The sequence below is a fragment of the Pseudomonas sp. NPDC086251 genome (assembly GCF_044746405.1).
Classification (GTDB): domain Bacteria; phylum Pseudomonadota; class Gammaproteobacteria; order Pseudomonadales; family Pseudomonadaceae; genus Aquipseudomonas.
Map to the genome: position 1 here is coordinate 187,348 of NZ_JBIVBY010000002.1, position 18,739 is coordinate 206,086.

An 18,739-nucleotide genomic window follows, 5' to 3' on the forward strand; every position below is an offset into this window, starting at 1 on the left:
CGATCCCACCCCTCCTAGCATTCTTACTAACTTTCCCCCAAAAAAAAAAAAAAAAAAAAAACCCCCCCCCCCCCCCCCCCCCCCCACAGCTCCTACACAGCTCCTACACAGCGCCTACACAGCTCCTAGACAGCGTCTACAGGTGAAGATCGAGCTCGGCTTTGCCATCACTGAACTGCAACGCCGCCAACCGCGCATACAGCGCATTGCTCGCGATCAACGCTTGATGTGTCCCCACCGCTACCACTTTCCCTTGATCCATCACGGCGATCCGGTCGGCGTTTTTCACCGTGGCCAGCCGATGGGCGATGACCAGTGTGGTGCGGTTTTTCATCAGGCTGGGCAGGGCTTGCTGGATCAGGTGTTCGCTCTGGGCATCGAGGGCGCTGGTGGCTTCGTCGAGCAGCAGGATAGGCGCGTCCACCAGCAATGCGCGGGCGATGGCCAGGCGTTGGCGCTGGCCGCCGGACAATCCGAGACCGCCGTCGCCGAGGTGCGTCTGGTAGCCGTTGGGCATGGCCTCGATGAAGTCATGGGCATAAGCGATTTTGGCCGCTTCCTGAACCTGGGCCAGGGTTGCCGTCGGGTTGCCGTAGCGGAGGTTCTCTTCGATGCTGCCGAAAAACAGCGCCGGGTTTTGTGAGACCAGGGCGAAACAGCGGCGCAGGTCCAGTGGATCGAGTTGAGTCAGCGGTACGCCGTCGAGCAGGATGCGTCCTTCGGCGGGATCGTAAAAACGCAGCAACAAGTCATACACCGTCGACTTGCCGGCACCGGACGGCCCTACAAGCGCGAGGGTTTCGCCAGCATTGATGGTCAGGCTCAAGCCATCGACGGCATAGTTTTCGGGACGCGAGGGGTAGGAAAAACGCACGTCCTGCAACTGAAGATCGCCTTTTACCCGCTCAGGCAAGGTCACCAGGCCCGTGGTCGGTGGCTGGATGATGTTTTCCGAACGGAGTAACTCGGCAATCCGCTCGGCTGCGCCCGCTGCGCGCTGCAGTTCGCCGATGACTTCGCTCAGCGTGCCAAAGGCGCTGCCGACGATCAGGCTGTAAAACACGAACGCCGCCAGTTCGCCTGCCGAAATTCGCCCGGCGATCACGTCCATGCCGCCCACCCAAAGCATCACACCGACCGCGCCCAACACCAGCACGATCACCAGGGTAATCAGCCAGGCGCGCTGGAAGATGCGTTTACGGGCGGTGTTAAAGGCCTCTTCTACGGTGACAGCAAAACGCTGCTCGTCCTGAACCTGATGGTTATAGGCCTGCACGGTTTTGATCTGGCCCAGGGTTTCGGAAACATAGCTGCCGATGTCGGCAATCCGGTCCTGACTCAGGCGCGACAAGTTACGTACCCGGCGACCGAAAATCAGGATCGGCGCGATCACCAAGGGCAAGGCGACCACCACAATACTGGTGAGCTTGGGGTTGGTGATAAACAGCAACACGATCCCACCGATCACCATCAGCAGATTGCGCAAAAACAGCGACAGCGAAGAGCCGATCACCGATTGCAGCAACGTGGTGTCTGCGGTCAGCCGCGACTGGATTTCGGAGCTGCGGTTGTCTTCGTAGAACCCCGGATGCAGGTAGATCAAATGGTTGAACACCTGGCTGCGGATGTCCGCGACAACCCGCTCGCCGATCCACGACACCAGGTAAAATCGCGCAAACGTGCCGATCGCCAGCCCGACCACCAACAACATGAACACGCCAATGGACTGGTTGAGCAAATGCGGCGACTGGGTCATGAAACCCTGATCCACCAGCAGGCGAATGCCCTGCCCCATGGACAAGGTAATGCCCGCGGTGGCGATCAACGCGAGCAAGGCACCGAACGCCGGCCAGCGATACGGCGCGAGAAAACGACTGGTCAGGCGAATCGCACGGCGGTGACGGGCAGAGAGCATCGGGATCATCCAGTTACGCTACAAAACAGTGGGTTTGACCAGCCTACACGCTCAATAAGGTGAACGATGCAAATCACAATGAGTCACTTTAATTATGTCCGCAAAGACTAGGCTCTAGACGCTATTGGTCTAAAGTCCGGGTGGCAAGGTCGCGGTATTTCTGGTGGACTGGAGTTGCCGCCCTGGAAAGATCGCAGGGAGTTGTCATAGCCCGGTCACCTGGCGGTTCTACAGTAAGCACACAACCTGATGAGGAGACAGGCCATGTCCTTGCAAAACAGCAGCGATGACAAGATTCAAGTGATCCGCACACAGCCAGATCAGTCTCTGGGTTGCTCAATTATCGATAAGGATGGGCGCGAAGTACCGATCACTGAAGACATGATCCAGGACGCCTGCCGTGAACTGGAACAGCGATTGGTCAAGCCTGCCAAACAAGATTGATATAGCCACCGTCTTCTTTGACCCGGCCCTGATGGCCGGGTTTTTTATGGGGGCTGATCTGGCAATTGTGGTGTGGCCTTCGCGGGCAAGCCTCGCTCCTACAGGACAGCGAGCGATTCAAAACCTGTAGGAGCGAGGCTTGCCCGCGAAGGGGCCAACTCGGTCCCTAGACTGCCGTTGAACCCAACGCCGCCACGATTTTCTGCAAGGCCGGCGAATCCCCTTCGATCCGCACCTTCAAGCCATCAATCTCCCGCCGCAACGGATAATGCTTGCGCAACGCGTCAAACGCCGCACGCTGTTCGTTGACACTGCCGACAAGGCTGCGGCGGAAATCTGCATCGTCGCGGCGCGGGTCGTACACGCCGCGGCACACCATCGCCAGCGCCCAGGCCGGATCGCTGTCAGCGTTCAAGGTCACGTGCGACAACCACGGCGCCGGCAGCAGATCATTCAAGCTGACCTGCTCCGGTTGCCCGAGGAACTGGCAATACGCCTGATAGATCTGCGCCGTCCCCCGCTGTTTGCCATCGAGGCTGTAGCCGGCAATGTGCGGCGTCGCCAGCACACAGAGTTCGGCCAGGGCGACATCGACCTCCGGTTCACCTTCCCAGACGTCCAGCACCGCTTGCAGGTCTTCACGCTGCAGCAAGACTTGGCGCAGGGCGGCGTTGTCCACCACCGGGCCACGACTGGCGTTGATCAGCCAGGTGCCCTGTTTGAGTTGGTTCAAGCGGTTTTTATCGAACAGGTGCCAGGTGGTCTGAGCGCCGTGCTTCTTCAACGGCGTGTGCAGACTGATGACATCGCACTGTTCAATGATCTGTTCGAGGCTGACGAAATCGCCACCTTCAACGGCTTGCCGTGGCGGATCGCAGACCAGTACGTTCCAGCCCAGGCCTTGCAGAACCTTGACCAGGCGTCCGCCCACTTCACCGGCACCGACTACGCCGTAAGTGCGTCGAGTCAGGTCGGCGCCTTCGATTTCGGCCAGGGTCAGCAGGCTGCCGAGTACGTAGTCGACCACGCCACGGGCATTGCAGCCAGGCGCGCTCGACCAGGCAATGTCAGCCTGTTTGAAGTAATCCAGGTCCAGGTGATCGGTGCCGATGGTGCAGGTGCCGACAAAGCGTACCTTGCTGCCTTCCAGCAGTGCGCGGTTGACGTTGGTCACCGAGCGCACCAGCAAGACGTCGGCCTGTTCGACGGTGGCACGGTCGATGGAACGCCCCGGGACCCGGCGGATTTCACCGAAACCTTGGAAGAATTCATCGAGTAGCGGGATATTTTCGTCGGCAACAATCAGCATGGCAGGCTCCTTTGGCGGATCGGCAGTGTAGGCGGAGATGGCCGTACTGGGCCAGCGGCCATTGCGCCGTCTGTAGCAGCTGGCGAAGCCTGCGTTCGGCTGCGCAGCAGTCGTGAGATCGGCTGAAGGGGTGTAACAGGAAGACCGCGTGTTGAGGTTTTACGACTGCTGCGCAGCCGAACGCAGGCTTCGCCAGCTGCTACAAAGGAGATCGTGGACTTGAGCTTGCGATTACAAATCGGTAACACAGGACTTTTCCTGACCACTGTGTCAACGCGTAGAATGCCCCGCCTCGCGCATCAAACTCTTTTGGACGTTTCGCCCTTGAATTCCGTGACTGACCGCCCCGCCGCTATTTCCCTCACCCGCCCGGCCCGGGTTCGCCTGGAGCTGAAAAACCTGCTCAGCCTGGCGCTGCCGATCATGATCGCGCAGCTGGCGACCACGGCCATGGGCTTCGTCGACGCGGTGATGGCTGGCCGCGTCGGGCCGCGGGACCTGGCGGCGGTGGCGCTGGGCAACTCGATCTGGGTCCCGGTGTTTCTGTTGATGACCGGCACCCTGCTGGCCACCACACCGAAAGTCGCCCAGCGCTTCGGCGCCGGCACCCACAGTGAAATCGGCCCGATCGTGCGCCAGGCGTTGTGGCTGGCGTTGGTGGTGGGCCTGATGGCGACCGGAATGCTGTTCAGCGCCGAACCGATCCTGCACCTCATGAAGGTCGATCCCGAGCTGATCGGCCCGTGCATGCAATACCTGCACGGCATTGCCAGCGGCTTGCCTGCCGTCGCTCTCTACCACGTACTCCGTTGTTTCAGTGACGGCCTGGGCCGGACGCGTCCGGCGATGGTGCTGGGGTTGTGCGGGCTGGCGCTGAACATTCCGCTGAACTACGTCTTCATCTATGGCCACTTCGGTGTGCCGGCCATGGGCGGCGTCGGTTGCGGCTGGGCCACGGCGATTGTGATGTGGGTGATGGCGCTGGGCATGGCCGGCTGGGAGCGCTGGGCGCCGGCCTATCAGTCGAGCCAGTTGTTCAGCCGTTTCGACTGGCCGCAATGGTCGGTGATCAAGCGCCTGCTGGGCATCGGCCTGCCCATCGGCATCGCGGTGTTCGCCGAGTCGAGCATCTTCGCGGTGATTGCGCTGTTGATCGGCAGCCTCGGCGCCACGGTCGTGGCCGGGCATCAGATCGCGCTGAATTTCAGCTCACTGGTGTTCATGATTCCCTACTCCCTCGGCATGGCCGTGACCGTGCGGGTCGGCCAGGCACTCGGTCGTCAAGAGCCGCGTGAAGCACGCTTCGCCGCCGGTGTCGGCATGGGCACGGCGTTGGCCTATGCGTGTATTTCCGCGAGCATGATGCTGTTGTTGCGCGAGCACATTGCGACCATTTACACGGCTGATCCGACGGTGATTCATGTCGCGGCGATGCTGATTGTGTATTCGGCGCTGTTCCAGTTTTCCGACGCGATCCAGGTCACGGCGGCCGGTGCGTTGCGCGGGTATCAAGACACGCGGGTGACGATGATCCTGACGCTGTTCGCGTATTGGGGGATTGGTTTGCCGGTGGGTTACGCGTTGGGACTGACCGATTGGTTCGGCGCGCCGAGCGGCCCTAGCGGGCTGTGGCAGGGTTTGATCGTGGGCCTGAGTTGCGCGGCGCTGATGCTGTCGATCCGCCTGACGCGCAGTGCACGCAAGCGGATTCGCATCAGCAAGTCGCTGGGCTGATCCAGACCTGTACCTGTAGGAGCGAGCTCGCTCGCGATGGACTTGAAGGCGCCGTGTTTATCCAGCAAACCCGCGTTATCGTTAACGTCCATCGCGAGCGAGCTCGCTCCTACAGGGGGTCAGTTCGTTAATCGGACTTTTTGCGAATCCAGTAGAGGTAGGTGCCGGCCTCTTCGTGCTGCCCGATCAGTTCGTGGTCGAGAAACACGCAGAACTTGGGAATGTCGCGACGGGTCGACGGGTCGGTGGCGATCACCTTCAACAGGCCGCCGGGCACCAGGTCACGGATGTGCTGATGCAGCATCATCACCGGCTCCGGGCAATTGAGGCCGGTGGCGTCGAGGGTGCCGTCTACCGGCGTATCAATCATTTCACTCATGATTCACTCCTGAAACGTGCCGGCATTGTCGCGCATTGCCGGGTGTTCGGTCATCTGTCGTCTATCGCCTGGATCCTGTAGGAGCGAGGCTTGCCCGCGAAAGCCGCGCTGCGGTGTATCTGCAGGACCGAGGTGTGGCCTTCGCGGGCAAGCCTCGCTCCTACTGGGGGTGTGGGTGACTCAGCGGGATTTCGGTTTTTTCACGTCAAGGCGGCGCAGGTGGCACGTCACTTCTTCGCGGTCGTGGTACAGCTGCTTGCAGCCGATCTCGACCCGAATCCCGCGTTCCTTGAACCCGTCGGCAATGCGTTCCAGCAAGCGCTTCACTTCGGCGTAACGCTGTTTCATCGGCAGCTTGAGGTTGACCACAGCTTCACGGCAATGCCCCTCGCCAATCCATTCTTCCAGCATCGCCGCGTTGCGCGCCGGTTTCTCGACGATGTCGCAGACCATCCAGTCCACCGGCTGCTTGGGCTTGAAGGTGAAACCGTCGGCCATCAGGTGCTGCACCAGACCGGTGTCCATCAGGCTTTCGGCCATCGGGCCGTTGTCGATGGCGGTCACCAGCATGCCGCGATTGACCAATTGCCAGGTCCAGCCACCCGGTGCGGCGCCGAGGTCGACGCCGGTCATGTCGCTGTGCAGACGCTCGTCCCACTGGTCGCGCGGGATGAAATGGTGCCAGGCCTCTTCCAGCTTCAGCGTTGAACGGCTGGGCGCCTCACGCGGAAACTTCAGGCGCGGAATGCCCATTGGCCACATCGCCGAGTTGTTGGATTCGGCCAGGCCCATGAACACTTCACGACCACTTTTGAAGGTCAGCAGCAGGCGCGGCTTGTGCGCATCTTCCACCAGCTTGCCGGCGGCCATCAGCGCCTTGCGCAAGTGGCCTTCGAATTTCTTGCAGAAGTTTGACAGCTCTTTGCCGTCGTTGGTGTCGACCATTTCCAGCCACAGGCTGCCGCACAGCGGGAATTCCGCCATGTGGGCGAGGATCACACTGATGCGGTCGGTTTCCGGCAGGTCGATGAAAATCCCGCGAGCCCATTGGCGCGGGAAGATCAGCTCGGCAAAACGCTGGCCACGCATCAGGCGCTCGGCGCCGTCTTCTTCGGTGCAGATAAATTCGGCGCAGGCGCTGGCGGTCTTGGCCTTGGCATAACCGGCCACGTTCAGCCGTGCGGCGTGTTCGGAAATCTCGGAACAGACTTCGCCTTCGAAGCCCGGCCGGCAATGCATAAAGAGGGTGTTCATTCTTACTCCTGGGCAGATGGCGAGAAATTCAACCACTGCGCGATGCCCAGACTTGCGTTGAAGCAAAGCCTGTCACGAAAACCGGCGCATGATAGCCGAGTTCGGAACCTTGGACTTGGCCATAGAGTCCAGTTATTAGCCTTAAACACCAAACAGGACTAGGTTTAAACCTCTGTTCGTTCCCTCAGTCCGTAGCCGTGCGGACCCAAAGGAGTCATTTCAATGCCGTCCCTCGATAGCCTGAAAACCCTCAAAACATTACAAGTCGACGACAAGACCTATCACTATTTCAGCTTGCCGGATGCCGCCAAAAGCCTGGGCGACCTGGACAAGCTGCCGATGTCGTTGAAAGTGCTGCTGGAAAACCTGCTGCGCTGGGAAGATGAAAAAACTGTCACCGGCGCCGACCTCAAGGCGATCGCCGCCTGGCTCAAGGAGCGTCGCTCCGACCGTGAAATCCAGTACCGCCCGGCGCGCGTACTGATGCAGGATTTTACCGGCGTTCCCGCCGTGGTCGACCTGGCCGCGATGCGCGCCGCCATGGCCAAGGCCGGCGGCGACCCGCAGCGCATCAACCCACTGTCTCCGGTGGACCTGGTGATCGACCACTCGGTGATGGTCGACAAGTTCGCCAGCAGCAGCGCCTTTGAACAGAACGTCGACATTGAAATGCAGCGCAACGGTGAGCGTTACGCGTTCCTGCGCTGGGGCCAGAGCGCCTTCGACAACTTCAGCGTGGTCCCGCCCGGCACCGGCATCTGTCACCAGGTGAATCTGGAATACCTCGGTCGCACCGTCTGGACCAAGGACGAGGACGGCCGCACCTACGCCTTCCCGGATACGCTGGTCGGCACCGACTCCCACACCACCATGATCAACGGCCTCGGCGTGCTCGGCTGGGGCGTCGGCGGTATCGAAGCGGAAGCGGCGATGCTTGGGCAACCGGTGTCGATGCTGATTCCGGAAGTGATCGGCTTCAAACTCACCGGCAAGCTCAAGGAAGGCATCACCGCCACCGACCTGGTGCTGACCGTCACGCAGATGCTGCGCAAGAAAGGCGTGGTCGGCAAATTCGTCGAGTTCTACGGCGATGGCCTTGCCGACCTGCCGCTGGCCGACCGTGCGACCATCGCCAACATGGCGCCGGAATACGGCGCGACCTGCGGCTTCTTCCCGGTGGACGACATCACCCTGGAATACCTGCGTTTATCCGGTCGCACCAGCGCCACCGTGAAACTGGTCGAGGCGTACAGCAAAGTCCAGGGCCTGTGGCGCCTGCCCGGTCAGGAACCGGTATTCACCGACAGCCTGGCGCTGGACATGGGCAGCGTCGAGGCCAGCCTTGCCGGGCCGAAACGCCCGCAGGACCGGGTTTCACTGCCGAATGTCGCGCAAGCGTTCAGCGACTTCATCGACCTGCAATTCAAACCCACCAGTAAGGAAGAAGGTCGCCTCGAAAGTGAAGGCGGCGGTGGCGTCGCGGTGGGCAATGCCGATCTGGCCGGCGAAGCCGACTACGAATACGAAGGCGAGACCTATCGGCTGAAAAACGGCGCGGTGGTGATTGCCGCGATCACTTCCTGCACCAACACCTCCAACCCGAGCGTGATGATGGCGGCGGGTCTGGTGGCGAAGAAAGCCGTGGAGAAAGGCCTCAAGCGCAAGCCGTGGGTCAAGAGTTCGCTGGCCCCAGGTTCCAAGGTGGTCACCGACTACTACAAGGCTGCGGGCCTGACCCAGTACCTCGATCAGCTGGGTTTTGCCCTGGTCGGCTACGGCTGCACCACGTGCATCGGCAACTCCGGGCCACTGCCGGAGCCCATCGAAAAAGCCATTGTCGCGGCCGACCTGACCGTCGCCTCGGTGCTGTCGGGCAACCGCAACTTCGAAGGTCGCGTGCACCCGCTGGTGAAAACCAACTGGCTGGCGTCCCCGCCGCTGGTCGTCGCTTACGCGTTGGCCGGCACGGTGCGCATCGACATCAGCAGCGAGCCGTTGGGCACCGACAAGGAGGGCAACCTGGTGTATCTGCGGGACATCTGGCCGAGCACCAAGGAAATTGCCGATGCGGTCAACCAGGTCAACACCGCGATGTTCCACAAGGAATACGCCGAGGTGTTTGCCGGCGACGAGCAATGGCAGGCGATTGAAGTGCCGCAAGCGGCGACGTATGTCTGGCAGGACGATTCGACTTACATCCAGCATCCGCCGTTCTTCGACGACATTGGCGGGCCGCCACCGGTGGTCAAGGATGTCGCGGGCGCCCGAGTCCTCGCGCTGCTGGGCGACTCGGTGACCACCGACCACATCTCCCCGGCCGGCAACATCAAGGCTGACAGCCCGGCCGGTCATTACCTGCGCGAGAAAGGCGTGGAGCCGCGCGACTTCAACTCTTATGGCTCGCGTCGCGGCAACCACGAAGTGATGATGCGCGGCACGTTCGCCAACATCCGCATTCGCAACGAGATGCTCGGCGGCGAAGAAGGTGGCAATACGATCTACATCCCGACCGGCGAGAAGCTGCCGATCTATGACGCGGCGATGCGTTATCAAGCGTCGGGCACGCCATTGGTGGTGATTGCCGGGCAAGAATACGGCACCGGATCGAGCCGCGACTGGGCGGCCAAAGGCACCAATCTGCTCGGCGTCAAAGCCGTCATCGCCGAAAGCTTCGAGCGCATTCACCGCTCCAATCTGGTGGGCATGGGCGTGTTGCCGTTGCAGTTCAAACTGGATCAGAACCGCAAGAGCCTGAACCTGACCGGCAAGGAAACCCTCGACATCCTCGGCCTGACCGGCGTCGAACTGACGCCGCGGATGAACCTGACACTGGTCATCACCCGCGCCGATGGCAGCCGCGAGAAAGTCGAGGTGCTGTGCCGGATCGATACGCTCAATGAGGTCGAGTACTTCAAGTCGGGAGGGATTTTGCACTACGTGTTGCGACAGTTGATTGCTTCATAAATCGCTGGCTGACACAGACACCGCCTTCGGGCGGTGTTTTTGTTTGTGCCCTGCAACGAACAAAAACACCCTGCACACCACAAAGCCACTGTAGGAGCGAGGCTTGCCCGCGAAGACGTCGGCACATTCAGCATCAATGTTGGATGTGATTGCCCCTTCGCGAGCAAGCCCGCTCCCACAGGTTATGTGTCGGACAGCAATTCCCTGAACACCACCAATCAACTGTGGGAGATTCTATGTTGCAGGGGAACCCTGCAGCCTTAAATTTGGCTGGTATTCGCTCTGGTTTTTCATCAGCGCGGCCATCGCCACGCATTTAGGCTTGAACCTGCTGCACTTCGGCCTGTTCACTTATCCGATGCTCGCGAGCTGACGCAAGGGTCGTTTTGCGACGCGCCGCTGATTTTCGAAAAAATAATCTCAATAAATGGCTGACACCGCCGACAACCAGTCAAAGCCTTGCGGAATGAACAAGCCATGCGTAATAACCAGCCCATCACACAACGCGAACGGACCTTCCCGGCTCAGCAACGGTTGATTTCCACCACCGATGCCAAGGGCGTGATCACCTACTGCAACGACGCGTTCGTCGAAATCAGTGGCTACTCGCGAGAGGAACTGATCCGTGCGCCGCATAACCTGGTCCGTCACCCTGACGTCCCGGCGGCTGTGTTCGCGCACATGTGGGGCACGCTGAAGCAAGGCTTGCCGTGGATGGGTATCGTCAAGAATCGCTGCAAGAGCGGTGACCACTATTGGGTCAACGCCTACGTCACGCCGGTTTTCGATGGCAATCAGGTCATCGGCTACGAATCGGTGCGGGTCAAACCCACTGCCGAGCAGATCCGCCGTGCCGAAGCGCTTTACCAACGCATCAATCAGGGCAAGTCGGCGATTCCTTCATCAGACAAATGGCTGCCGGTGCTGCAGGATTGGCTGCCGTTCATTCTGGTCAGCCAACTGAGCTTCATGATCGGTGCCACGCTGACATCCCAATGGGGCTTCGCTTTGGCGGCCGGGCTCTCGGTGCCGTTGGGCCTGATGGGTTTGAGCTGGCAACAGCGCGGCCTCAAGCGCTTGCTGGTGCTGGCTGGGCAAACCACCTCCGACCCGCTGATCGCGCAGATGTACACCGACAGCCGTGGCGCTCAGGCGCGCCTGGAGATGTCGATTCTCAGCCAGGAAGCGCGCCTGAAAACCTGCCTGACCCGGCTGCAAGACACTGCCGAGCACCTGAGCGACCAGGCGAAACAATCCGACACCCTGACCCACAAGAGCTCCAGCGGCCTGGAACGTCAGCGCGTCGAGACTGAACAAGTGGCCACCGCCGTCAATCAAATGGCCGCCACCACCCAGGAAGTCGCCAGCCACGTGCAGCGCACCGCCGACGCCACTCAGGAAGCCAATCGCCTGACCGGTCGCGGCCGCGACATTGCCGGGGAAACCCGCGAAGCCATCCAGCGCTTGTCGGTGGTGGTCGGTGAAACCGGTCTGACTGTGACGCAACTGGCCAAGGACAGCGACGAAATCGGCGGCGTGGTCGATGTGATCAAAGGCATCGCCGACCAGACCAACCTGCTGGCGTTGAACGCGGCCATCGAAGCGGCTCGTGCCGGTGAAATGGGTCGTGGCTTTGCAGTGGTGGCTGACGAAGTCCGGCAACTGGCGCAACGCACCAGCGAATCCACCGGGCAGATTCACGCGCTGATCGCCAAGCTCCAGCAAACCGCCAGCACCGCGGTGCAAACCATGGAAGCCGGGCATCGCCAGGCCGAAGAAGGTGTGGCGCGGGTACTGGAAGCGGACCAGGCACTGGTGGGGATCAGCGAAGCGGTGGCCAACATCACCGACATGACCACCCAGATCGCTGCGGCGACCGAAGAGCAAAGCGCCGTGGCCGAAGAAATCAGCCGCAACATCAGCAATATTTCGCAACTGGCTGACCAGACCTCGGAACAGGCACAACACTCGGCGCTGTTGAGTGAAGAACTGACCAAGACGGCGAATACTCAGTATTCGTTGGTGGAGCGGTTTAACCGCTGATACCCGTTGGTCAAAGTGAAAACCCGGACAGTGAAAGCTTCCGGGTTTTTTATTGCCTGGCAGACCGCCTTCGCGGGCAAGCCTCGCTCCTACAGGTTATGCGCACGCCGATAACCTGTAGGAGCGAGGCTTGCCCGCGAAGAGGCCCTGATCGGCACTGTAAATCTCACTGAAGAAATGCAGCAACCTTGCTCGCCGCCGAAGCCAAATGCTGCTCATGCGTAAACCCGGAAGCCTTCAACGGCTTCAAATCATGATCCCCCGCCACGAGCCAGAACACCTCGATGCTCGGTGACAAGGCATAGCCTTCAACGGCCTCACGATTGCCCAGCGCATCCCGCTCGCCCTGCACAATCAACGTCCGCGTCTTCAACCCGGCCAAATGCTCGACCCGAGGCTTCTCCGGTTTCCCCACGGCATAAAACGGATACCCGAGGCACACCAACGCATCGGCTTGCAGTTCATCGGCCAAAAGACTGGCCATCCGCCCGCCCATGGACTTGCCACCAATCGCCAGGCGCCCAGCGACATGGCGTCGCACCACGGCATACACCTCACGCCAGCATTCCAGCAGTTTCGGCGCCGGGTTCGGTGGACGTTTGCCCCCATCGATGCGCCGTTGTGCCATGTAGGGAAATTCGAAGCGCAGCACGTTGATGCCCTGTGCGGCGAGGCGTTCAGCCATGTCGGTCATCCAGGCGCTGTCCATCGGCGCACCGGCACCGTGAGCGAGAATCAGCGTTGCCGATGCCGGCCCAGAGGCGGCATTCCACAACCATCCCTGTTCCTGCACACACCGCGCCCATTGATCCCCGTCAATACTGGCCTTGTGCTCTTTGTCCATGCTTGCCTCGCTTTTAGTCTGCCTATAACTCCAGGCGAAGGAAGCGTCATTGCCTTGCGGCTTACTCGCAAAGACAGGCCTTCACTTCGGCTGAACCGTGGATGGGGAACCATGAACACTTCTATCAGTACCGCCTACAACTACAAGGTGGTCCGCCAATTCGCCATTATGACGGTGGTGTGGGGCATCGTTGGCATGGGGCTCGGGGTTTTTCTCGCGGCCCAATTGGTCTGGCCTGAACTCAACTTCGATTTGCCGTGGACCAGTTTCGGCCGGTTGCGCCCGCTGCACACCAACGCGGTGATCTTCGCCTTCGGCGGTTGCGCCCTGTTCGCCAGTTCGTTCTATTCGGTGCAACGCACCTGCCAGACCCAACTGTTCGCGCCAAAAATCGCCGCGTTCTGCTTCTGGGGCTGGCAAGTGGTGATCCTGCTGGCGGCCATCAGCCTGCCGCTGGGCTACACCAGTTCCAAGGAATACGCCGAGCTGGAATGGCCGATCGACATCCTGATCACCATCGTCTGGGTCGCCTACGCCGTCGTGTTCTTCGGCACGATCATGCAGCGCAAGACCAAGCACATCTACGTCGGCAACTGGTTCTTCGGTGCGTTCATCATCACCGTGGCGATCCTGCACATCGTCAACAACCTTGAGTTGCCGGTGAGTTTCACCAAGTCCTACTCGGTGTACGCCGGTGCGACCGATGCCATGGTCCAGTGGTGGTACGGCCATAACGCCGTCGGCTTTTTCCTCACCGCCGGCTTCCTCGGGATGATGTATTACTTCGTGCCGAAACAGGCCGAACGCCCGGTGTATTCCTATCGCCTGTCGATCGTGCACTTCTGGGCGCTGATCACCCTGTACATCTGGGCCGGTCCGCACCACTTGCACTACACCGCACTGCCGGACTGGGCACAGTCGCTGGGCATGGTGATGTCGCTGATCCTGCTGGCGCCGAGCTGGGGCGGGATGATCAACGGGATGATGACGCTCTCGGGTGCCTGGCATAAGTTGCGCAGCGACCCGATCCTGCGCTTCCTCGTGGTCTCGCTGGCGTTCTACGGCATGTCGACCTTCGAAGGACCGATGATGGCGATCAAGACGGTCAACGCCCTCTCCCACTACACCGACTGGACCATCGGCCACGTGCACGCCGGCGCCCTCGGTTGGGTGGCGATGATCTCCATCGGCGCGCTGTACCACATGATCCCGAAAATCTTCGGCCGCACGCAGATGCACAGCCTCGGCCTGATCAACGCGCACTTCTGGCTCGCGACCATCGGCACCGTGCTCTACATCGCGTCGATGTGGGTCAACGGCATCGCCCAGGGCCTCATGTGGCGCGCGATCAACGACGACGGCACGCTGACCTACTCCTTTGTCGAAACCCTGGTGGCCAGCCACCCAGGCTTCGTCGTGCGGTTGGTCGGCGGTGCGATCTTCTTCAGCGGCATGTTGCTGATGGCCTACAACACCTGGCGCACCGTGCGGGCCTCGCAGCCTGCCGAAGTCGCCGCTGCTGCGCAGATCGCCTGAGGAGGCCGCCATGAAACACGAAACAATCGAGAAAAACGTCGGCCTGTTGATGCTGTTGATGGTCCTGGCCGTGAGCATCGGCGGCCTGACTCAGATCGTCCCGCTGTTCTTCCAGGACGTGACCAACAAACCGGTGGAAGGCATGAAGCCCTACACCGCGCTGCAACTGGAAGGTCGCGACATTTACATCCGCGAAGGCTGTGTCGGCTGCCACTCGCAGATGATCCGGCCGTTCCGCGCCGAGACCGAACGCTACGGCCACTACTCGGTGGCCGGTGAAAGCGTCTGGGATCACCCGTTCCTGTGGGGCTCGAAACGCACCGGCCCGGACCTGGCCCGGGTTGGTGGTCGCTACTCCGAAGACTGGCACCGCGCGCACTTGTACAACCCGCGCAACGTGGTGCCGGAGTCGAAAATGCCCGGCTACCCATGGCTGGTGGCCAACCAGCTCGACAGCAGCCACACCGAAACCAAGATCAAGGCCATGCGCACCCTCGGCGTGCCGTACACCGACGACGACATCACCGGCGCAGTCGCCTCGCTCAAGGGCAAGACCGAAATGGACGCACTGGTCGCCTACCTGCAAGTGCTCGGCACTGCCATCAAGAGCAAGAGGTGAGCCATGGTCGTTGAAATGAGCAGTGGAATGATCCGCGGCCTGGGCACGGTCGTGGTGTTCGTGGCCTTCGTCGGCCTCGCGCTGTGGGTGTTCAGCAGCAAGCGCAGCCCGGCATTCGCCGAAGCGCGCTTGCTGCCGTTCGCCGATGAGCCGCAACCCGACAACGCCATCACCCAAGAACCAGCAACAACAAGGAGTACCCGGCCATGACCACCTTCTGGAGTACGTGGATCTGCGTACTGACCATCGGCAGCCTGATCGGCCTGACCTGGCTGCTGATCGGCACCCGCAAGGGCGAAACCAAGGGCAGCGTCGACCAGACCATGGGCCACAGCTTCGACGGCATCGAGGAGTACGACAACCCGCTGCCGCAGTGGTGGTTCATGCTGTTCGCCGGCACGCTGGTGTTTGCCGTGGGTTATCTGGTGCTTTACCCCGGCCTGGGTAACTGGAAAGGTGTGTTGCCGGGCTATGAGGACGGCTGGACCGGCGTGCACGAGTGGGAAAAGGAGATGAACAAGGCAGACGCCAGGTTCGGACCGATCTTCGCCAAATTCGCCGCCATGCCCCTGGAAGAAGTGGCCAAGGACCCGCAAGCGCTGAAAATGGGCGGTCGCCTGTTTGCGTCCAACTGCTCGGTCTGCCACGGCTCTGACGCCAAGGGCGCTTTTGGCTTCCCCAATCTTGCCGACGCTGACTGGCGCTGGGGCGGTGATGCCGAGATGATCAAGACCACGATCATGGGCGGTCGGATGGCCGCGATGCCGGCCTGGGGTGAAATCCTCGGCGACGCGGGCGTGAAAAACGTCGCCGCGTATGTGCGTCATGACCTCGCCGGCCTGCCGCTGCCGGACGACAACAGCGCCGACCTGAAAGCCGGACAGCAACTGTTCAGCACCACCTGCGTAGCCTGTCATGGGGCAAACGGCCAGGGCACTGAAGTCATGGGCGCGCCGAACCTGACGCACCCGGCCGGTTTCATTTACGGGACAAGCCTGGCGCAACTGCAACAGACGATTCGACATGGCCGCCAGGGCCATATGCCGGCGCAAAACGAATTGCTCGGCAACGATAAAGTGCAATTGCTGGCCGCTTATGTGTACAGCCTGTCACTTGGCCTGAATACAGAGCGTTTGCAGGCGGAAGGCAAAAAGTAAATAAATCTCGACCGCTCTGCTGCCGCATTCTGCGGAATGCGGCAGTTCCCTGCCCCTTTGCGACCCATTGTCGCACCCTCCGTTAGTCCGCCTTTCGGTTCCCCGGATTCGGGTCTAAGCTTGCTCCGATGCGGACTGGCATGAGCCGGTTCCAGGTCAACCCGACGCGATGTGTTCAACGAATCTGCTCGATGACAGGCCGCAAAGGCTGGTAGATACCGGCTGTCGTGCCAATTGCCATCGGTCAGCCGATCGTTGCGTTTGAACATACCCCGTTACAACTGACCTGACCCCCTCACCTTTTTCGTCCACTGCGACATTTTGCCCATGGGCAATTTTGACCTTACGCAGCGCATGGAAAGGCCGCAGAATCAGCTTTTGAAAGCATTGACCCAGGTCATGGCGCGTTGCAATGACCCCCCGCTTTCTCCATACTTGCGGCCGATTTTTACTCCTAATAAAACACCCAAACCGTGGAACCTTAGAATGAGCACAGCAATCAGTCCGACTGCTTATAACTATAAGGTAGTCCGCCAGTTCGCCATCATGACGGTGGTCTGGGGGATCCTTGGCATGGGGCTTGGTGTCTTCATCGCCTCACAGCTCGTATGGCCGGAATTGAACTTCGGTCTGCCGTGGACGACTTTTGGACGCTTACGCCCGTTGCACACCAACCTGGTGATTTTCGCCTTCGGTGGTTGTGCACTGTTTGCCACTTCTTATTACGTCGTGCAGCGAACCTGCCAAACGCGACTGATTTCCGACAGCCTCGCTGCCTTCACCTTCTGGGGATGGCAAGCGGTGATCGTCGGCGCGATCATTACCTTGCCGTTGGGTTACACCACGACCAAGGAATACGCGGAACTGGAATGGCCCCTGGCTATTCTGCTGGCCATCGTCTGGGTGACCTACGGTCTGGTGTTCTTCGGCACCATCACCAAGCGCAAGACCAAACACATCTATGTGGGTAACTGGTTCTACGGTGCCTTCATCGTCGTGACGGCGATGCTGCACATCGTCAACCACGCCTCGCTGCCGGTCAGTTTCTTCAAGTCCTATTCGGCGTACGCCGGTGCGACTGACGCGATGATCCAGTGGTGGTACGGCCACAACGCGGTGGGTTTCTTCCTGACCACCGGCTTCCTGGGAATGATGTACTACTTCGTGCCGAAGCAGGCCGAGCGTCCGATCTACTCCTATCGCCTGTCGATCGTGCACTTCTGGGCGCTGATCACCCTGTACATCTGGGCCGGTCCGCACCACTTGCACTACACCGCTTTGCCGGACTGGGCTCAGTCGTTGGGCATGGCGATGTCGATCATCCTGCTCGCGCCAAGCTGGGGCGGCATGATCAACGGCATGATGACCCTGTCGGGCGCCTGGCATAAGCTGCGCACCGACCCGATCCTGCGTTTCCTGGTCGTGTCTTTGGCGTTCTACGGCATGTCGACCTTCGAAGGCCCGATGATGGCCATCAAGACCGTCAACTCGCTGTCGCACTACACCGACTGGACCATTGGCCACGTACACGCCGGTGCCTTGGGCTGGGTGGCGATGATCTCGATCGGCGCGATCTACCACATGATTCCGAAACTGTTCGGTCGTGCGCAGATGCACAGCATCGGCCTGATCAACGCGCACTTCTGGCTCGCGACCATCGGTACCGTTCTGTACATCGCTTCGATGTGGGTCAACGGCATCACCCAGGGCCTGATGTGGCGTGCAATCAACGACGACGGCACCCTCACCTACTCGTTCGTCGAAGCGCTGCAAGCCAGCCACCCTGGTTTCATCGTTCGCGCCCTGGGCGGTGCGTTCTTTGCCAGCGGCATGCTGTTCATGGCCTACAACGTATGGCGTACCGTACGTGCCTCGAACCCGGCTGAAGCCGAAGCCGCCGCTCAGATTGCTGTAGTTGGAGCTCACTGATGAAGCATGAAGCAGTCGAGAAGAACATTGGCCTGCTGGCCTTCTTCATGGTTATCGCCGTCAGCGTCGGCGGCCTGACCCAGATCGTTCCGCTGTTTTTCCAGGACGTCACCAACAAGCCGGTCGAGGGCATGAAGCCGCGCCCGGCGCTGGAACTTGAAGGCCGTGACATTTTCATCGCCAACGGTTGCGTCAGCTGCCACTCGCAGATGATCCGCCCGTTCCGTGCTGAAACCGAACGCTACGGCCACTACTCGGTCGCCGGTGAAAGCGTCTGGGACCACCCGTTCCTGTGGGGTTCCAAGCGTACCGGTCCGGACCTGGCCCGTGTCGGCGGTCGTTACTCCGATGACTGGCAGCGTGCGCACTTGTACAACCCGCGCAACGTGGTGCCTGAGTCGAAAATGCCGGCCTACCCGTTCCTCGTGGAAAACAAGCTCGACGGCAAAGACACCGCCAAGAAAATGGAAGTCTTGCGCACGCTCGGCGTCCCTTACACCGACGAAGACATCGCCGGCGCCAAGGATGCAGTGAAGGGCAAAACCGAAATGGACGCGCTGGTGGCCTATCTGCAAGGCCTGGGCACCATCATCAAAAGCAAACGGTGATTTA

Annotated in this window: 15 protein-coding genes; 10 read left to right on the top strand and 5 right to left on the bottom strand. The window is 60.6% G+C overall.

Translation table 11 applies throughout. The features are described from left to right. Positions 1–136: 136 nt before the first annotated feature. Complete coding sequence (locus ACIPL2_RS05305) at positions 137–1,924, bottom strand: ABC transporter transmembrane domain-containing protein (RefSeq protein ID WP_401353673.1); 1,788 nt, start codon at positions 1,922–1,924, stop codon at positions 137–139. Positions 1,925–2,179: 255 nt separating this feature from the next. Here ACIPL2_RS05305 and ACIPL2_RS05310 point away from each other — a divergent pair, with 255 nt between their 5' ends. Next, entirely contained in the window at positions 2,180–2,359 is a 180-nt protein-coding gene (locus ACIPL2_RS05310) for a PA1571 family protein (RefSeq protein WP_401353674.1), read from the top strand. Between the two features lie 166 nt (positions 2,360–2,525). On the opposite strand, the gene pdxB is transcribed toward ACIPL2_RS05310, so the two are convergent. Further along, complete coding sequence (gene pdxB, locus ACIPL2_RS05315) at positions 2,526–3,668, bottom strand: 4-phosphoerythronate dehydrogenase PdxB (protein WP_401353676.1); 1,143 nt, start codon at positions 3,666–3,668, stop codon at positions 2,526–2,528. Between the two features lie 324 nt (positions 3,669–3,992). Between pdxB and ACIPL2_RS05320 the strand changes: the two genes are divergently transcribed. Next, positions 3,993–5,402 (top strand): MATE family efflux transporter, encoded by a 1,410-nt coding sequence (locus tag ACIPL2_RS05320; RefSeq protein WP_401353678.1) that lies wholly within the window; start codon positions 3,993–3,995, stop codon positions 5,400–5,402. 127 nt (positions 5,403–5,529) lie between these two features. Here ACIPL2_RS05320 and tusA read toward each other — a convergent pair whose 3' ends face one another. Together tusA and rlmM are read right to left on the bottom strand one after the other, a co-directional pair. Continuing rightward, positions 5,530–5,781 carry a sulfurtransferase TusA gene (tusA, locus tag ACIPL2_RS05325; RefSeq protein WP_401353680.1) on the bottom strand — a complete coding sequence of 84 codons (252 nt, stop codon included), beginning with the start codon at positions 5,779–5,781 and terminating at the stop codon, positions 5,530–5,532. Positions 5,782–5,961: 180 nt separating this feature from the next. Then, positions 5,962–7,035, bottom strand: a complete 1,074-nt coding sequence (rlmM, locus tag ACIPL2_RS05330; protein WP_401353682.1) for a 23S rRNA (cytidine(2498)-2'-O)-methyltransferase RlmM — start codon at positions 7,033–7,035, stop codon at positions 5,962–5,964. A 222-nt stretch (positions 7,036–7,257) separates the two neighbouring features. Here rlmM and acnA point away from each other — a divergent pair, with 222 nt between their 5' ends. After that, positions 7,258–9,999, top strand: coding sequence for an aconitate hydratase AcnA (gene acnA / locus ACIPL2_RS05335; RefSeq protein ID WP_401353684.1), 2,742 nt, complete (start codon positions 7,258–7,260; stop codon positions 9,997–9,999). 477 nt (positions 10,000–10,476) lie between these two features. After that, positions 10,477–12,042, top strand: a complete 1,566-nt coding sequence (locus ACIPL2_RS05340) for a methyl-accepting chemotaxis protein (protein WP_401353686.1) — start codon at positions 10,477–10,479, stop codon at positions 12,040–12,042. A 166-nt stretch (positions 12,043–12,208) separates the two neighbouring features. Here ACIPL2_RS05340 and ACIPL2_RS05345 read toward each other — a convergent pair whose 3' ends face one another. After that, on the bottom strand, positions 12,209–12,886 hold the full coding sequence (locus ACIPL2_RS05345) for an alpha/beta family hydrolase (protein ID WP_401353688.1): 678 nt from the start codon (positions 12,884–12,886) through the stop codon (positions 12,209–12,211). 111 nt (positions 12,887–12,997) lie between these two features. Between ACIPL2_RS05345 and ccoN (ACIPL2_RS05350) the strand changes: the two genes are divergently transcribed. From ccoN (ACIPL2_RS05350) to ccoO (ACIPL2_RS05375), 6 genes are all read left to right on the top strand, one after another. Next, positions 12,998–14,422 (top strand): cytochrome-c oxidase, cbb3-type subunit I, encoded by a 1,425-nt coding sequence (gene ccoN, locus ACIPL2_RS05350; RefSeq protein ID WP_401353690.1) that lies wholly within the window; start codon positions 12,998–13,000, stop codon positions 14,420–14,422. Between the two features lie 10 nt (positions 14,423–14,432). Beyond that, positions 14,433–15,041: a cytochrome-c oxidase, cbb3-type subunit II gene (gene ccoO / locus ACIPL2_RS05355; protein WP_059404558.1), complete on the top strand. Its 609-nt coding sequence runs from the start codon at positions 14,433–14,435 to the stop codon at positions 15,039–15,041. A 3-nt stretch (positions 15,042–15,044) separates the two neighbouring features. Then, positions 15,045–15,251, top strand: a complete 207-nt coding sequence (locus ACIPL2_RS05360) for a cbb3-type cytochrome oxidase subunit 3 (protein WP_401353693.1) — start codon at positions 15,045–15,047, stop codon at positions 15,249–15,251. Next, positions 15,248–16,198, top strand: coding sequence for a cytochrome-c oxidase, cbb3-type subunit III (ccoP, locus tag ACIPL2_RS05365; RefSeq protein ID WP_401353695.1), 951 nt, complete (start codon positions 15,248–15,250; stop codon positions 16,196–16,198). The genes ACIPL2_RS05360 and ccoP overlap by 4 nt, the downstream gene beginning before the upstream one ends. Positions 16,199–16,684: 486 nt before the next feature. Further along, entirely contained in the window at positions 16,685–18,127 is a 1,443-nt protein-coding gene (gene ccoN / locus ACIPL2_RS05370; RefSeq protein WP_401353697.1) for a cytochrome-c oxidase, cbb3-type subunit I, read from the top strand. Beyond that, positions 18,127–18,735, top strand: a complete 609-nt coding sequence (gene ccoO, locus ACIPL2_RS05375; protein WP_401353699.1) for a cytochrome-c oxidase, cbb3-type subunit II — start codon at positions 18,127–18,129, stop codon at positions 18,733–18,735. Before ccoN (ACIPL2_RS05370) ends, ccoO (ACIPL2_RS05375) begins: the two co-directional genes overlap by 1 nt. Positions 18,736–18,739: the final 4 nt, after the last annotated feature.

Coding starts and splice junctions, on each gene's coding strand:
- ACIPL2_RS05305 (WP_401353673.1), bottom strand. CDS start 1,924: ATGATCCCGATGCTCTCTGCCCGTCACCGCCGTGCGATTCGCCTGACC.
- ACIPL2_RS05310 (WP_401353674.1), top strand. CDS start 2,180: ATGTCCTTGCAAAACAGCAGCGATGACAAGATTCAAGTGATCCGCACA.
- pdxB (WP_401353676.1), bottom strand. CDS start 3,668: ATGCTGATTGTTGCCGACGAAAATATCCCGCTACTCGATGAATTCTTC.
- tusA (WP_401353680.1), bottom strand. CDS start 5,781: ATGAGTGAAATGATTGATACGCCGGTAGACGGCACCCTCGACGCCACC.
- rlmM (WP_401353682.1), bottom strand. CDS start 7,035: ATGAACACCCTCTTTATGCATTGCCGGCCGGGCTTCGAAGGCGAAGTC.
- acnA (WP_401353684.1), top strand. CDS start 7,258: ATGCCGTCCCTCGATAGCCTGAAAACCCTCAAAACATTACAAGTCGAC.
- ACIPL2_RS05340 (WP_401353686.1), top strand. CDS start 10,477: ATGCGTAATAACCAGCCCATCACACAACGCGAACGGACCTTCCCGGCT.
- ACIPL2_RS05345 (WP_401353688.1), bottom strand. CDS start 12,886: ATGGACAAAGAGCACAAGGCCAGTATTGACGGGGATCAATGGGCGCGG.
- ccoN (WP_401353690.1), top strand. CDS start 12,998: ATGAACACTTCTATCAGTACCGCCTACAACTACAAGGTGGTCCGCCAA.
- ccoO (WP_059404558.1), top strand. CDS start 14,433: ATGAAACACGAAACAATCGAGAAAAACGTCGGCCTGTTGATGCTGTTG.
- ACIPL2_RS05360 (WP_401353693.1), top strand. CDS start 15,045: ATGGTCGTTGAAATGAGCAGTGGAATGATCCGCGGCCTGGGCACGGTC.
- ccoP (WP_401353695.1), top strand. CDS start 15,248: ATGACCACCTTCTGGAGTACGTGGATCTGCGTACTGACCATCGGCAGC.
- ccoN (WP_401353697.1), top strand. CDS start 16,685: ATGAGCACAGCAATCAGTCCGACTGCTTATAACTATAAGGTAGTCCGC.
- ccoO (WP_401353699.1), top strand. CDS start 18,127: ATGAAGCATGAAGCAGTCGAGAAGAACATTGGCCTGCTGGCCTTCTTC.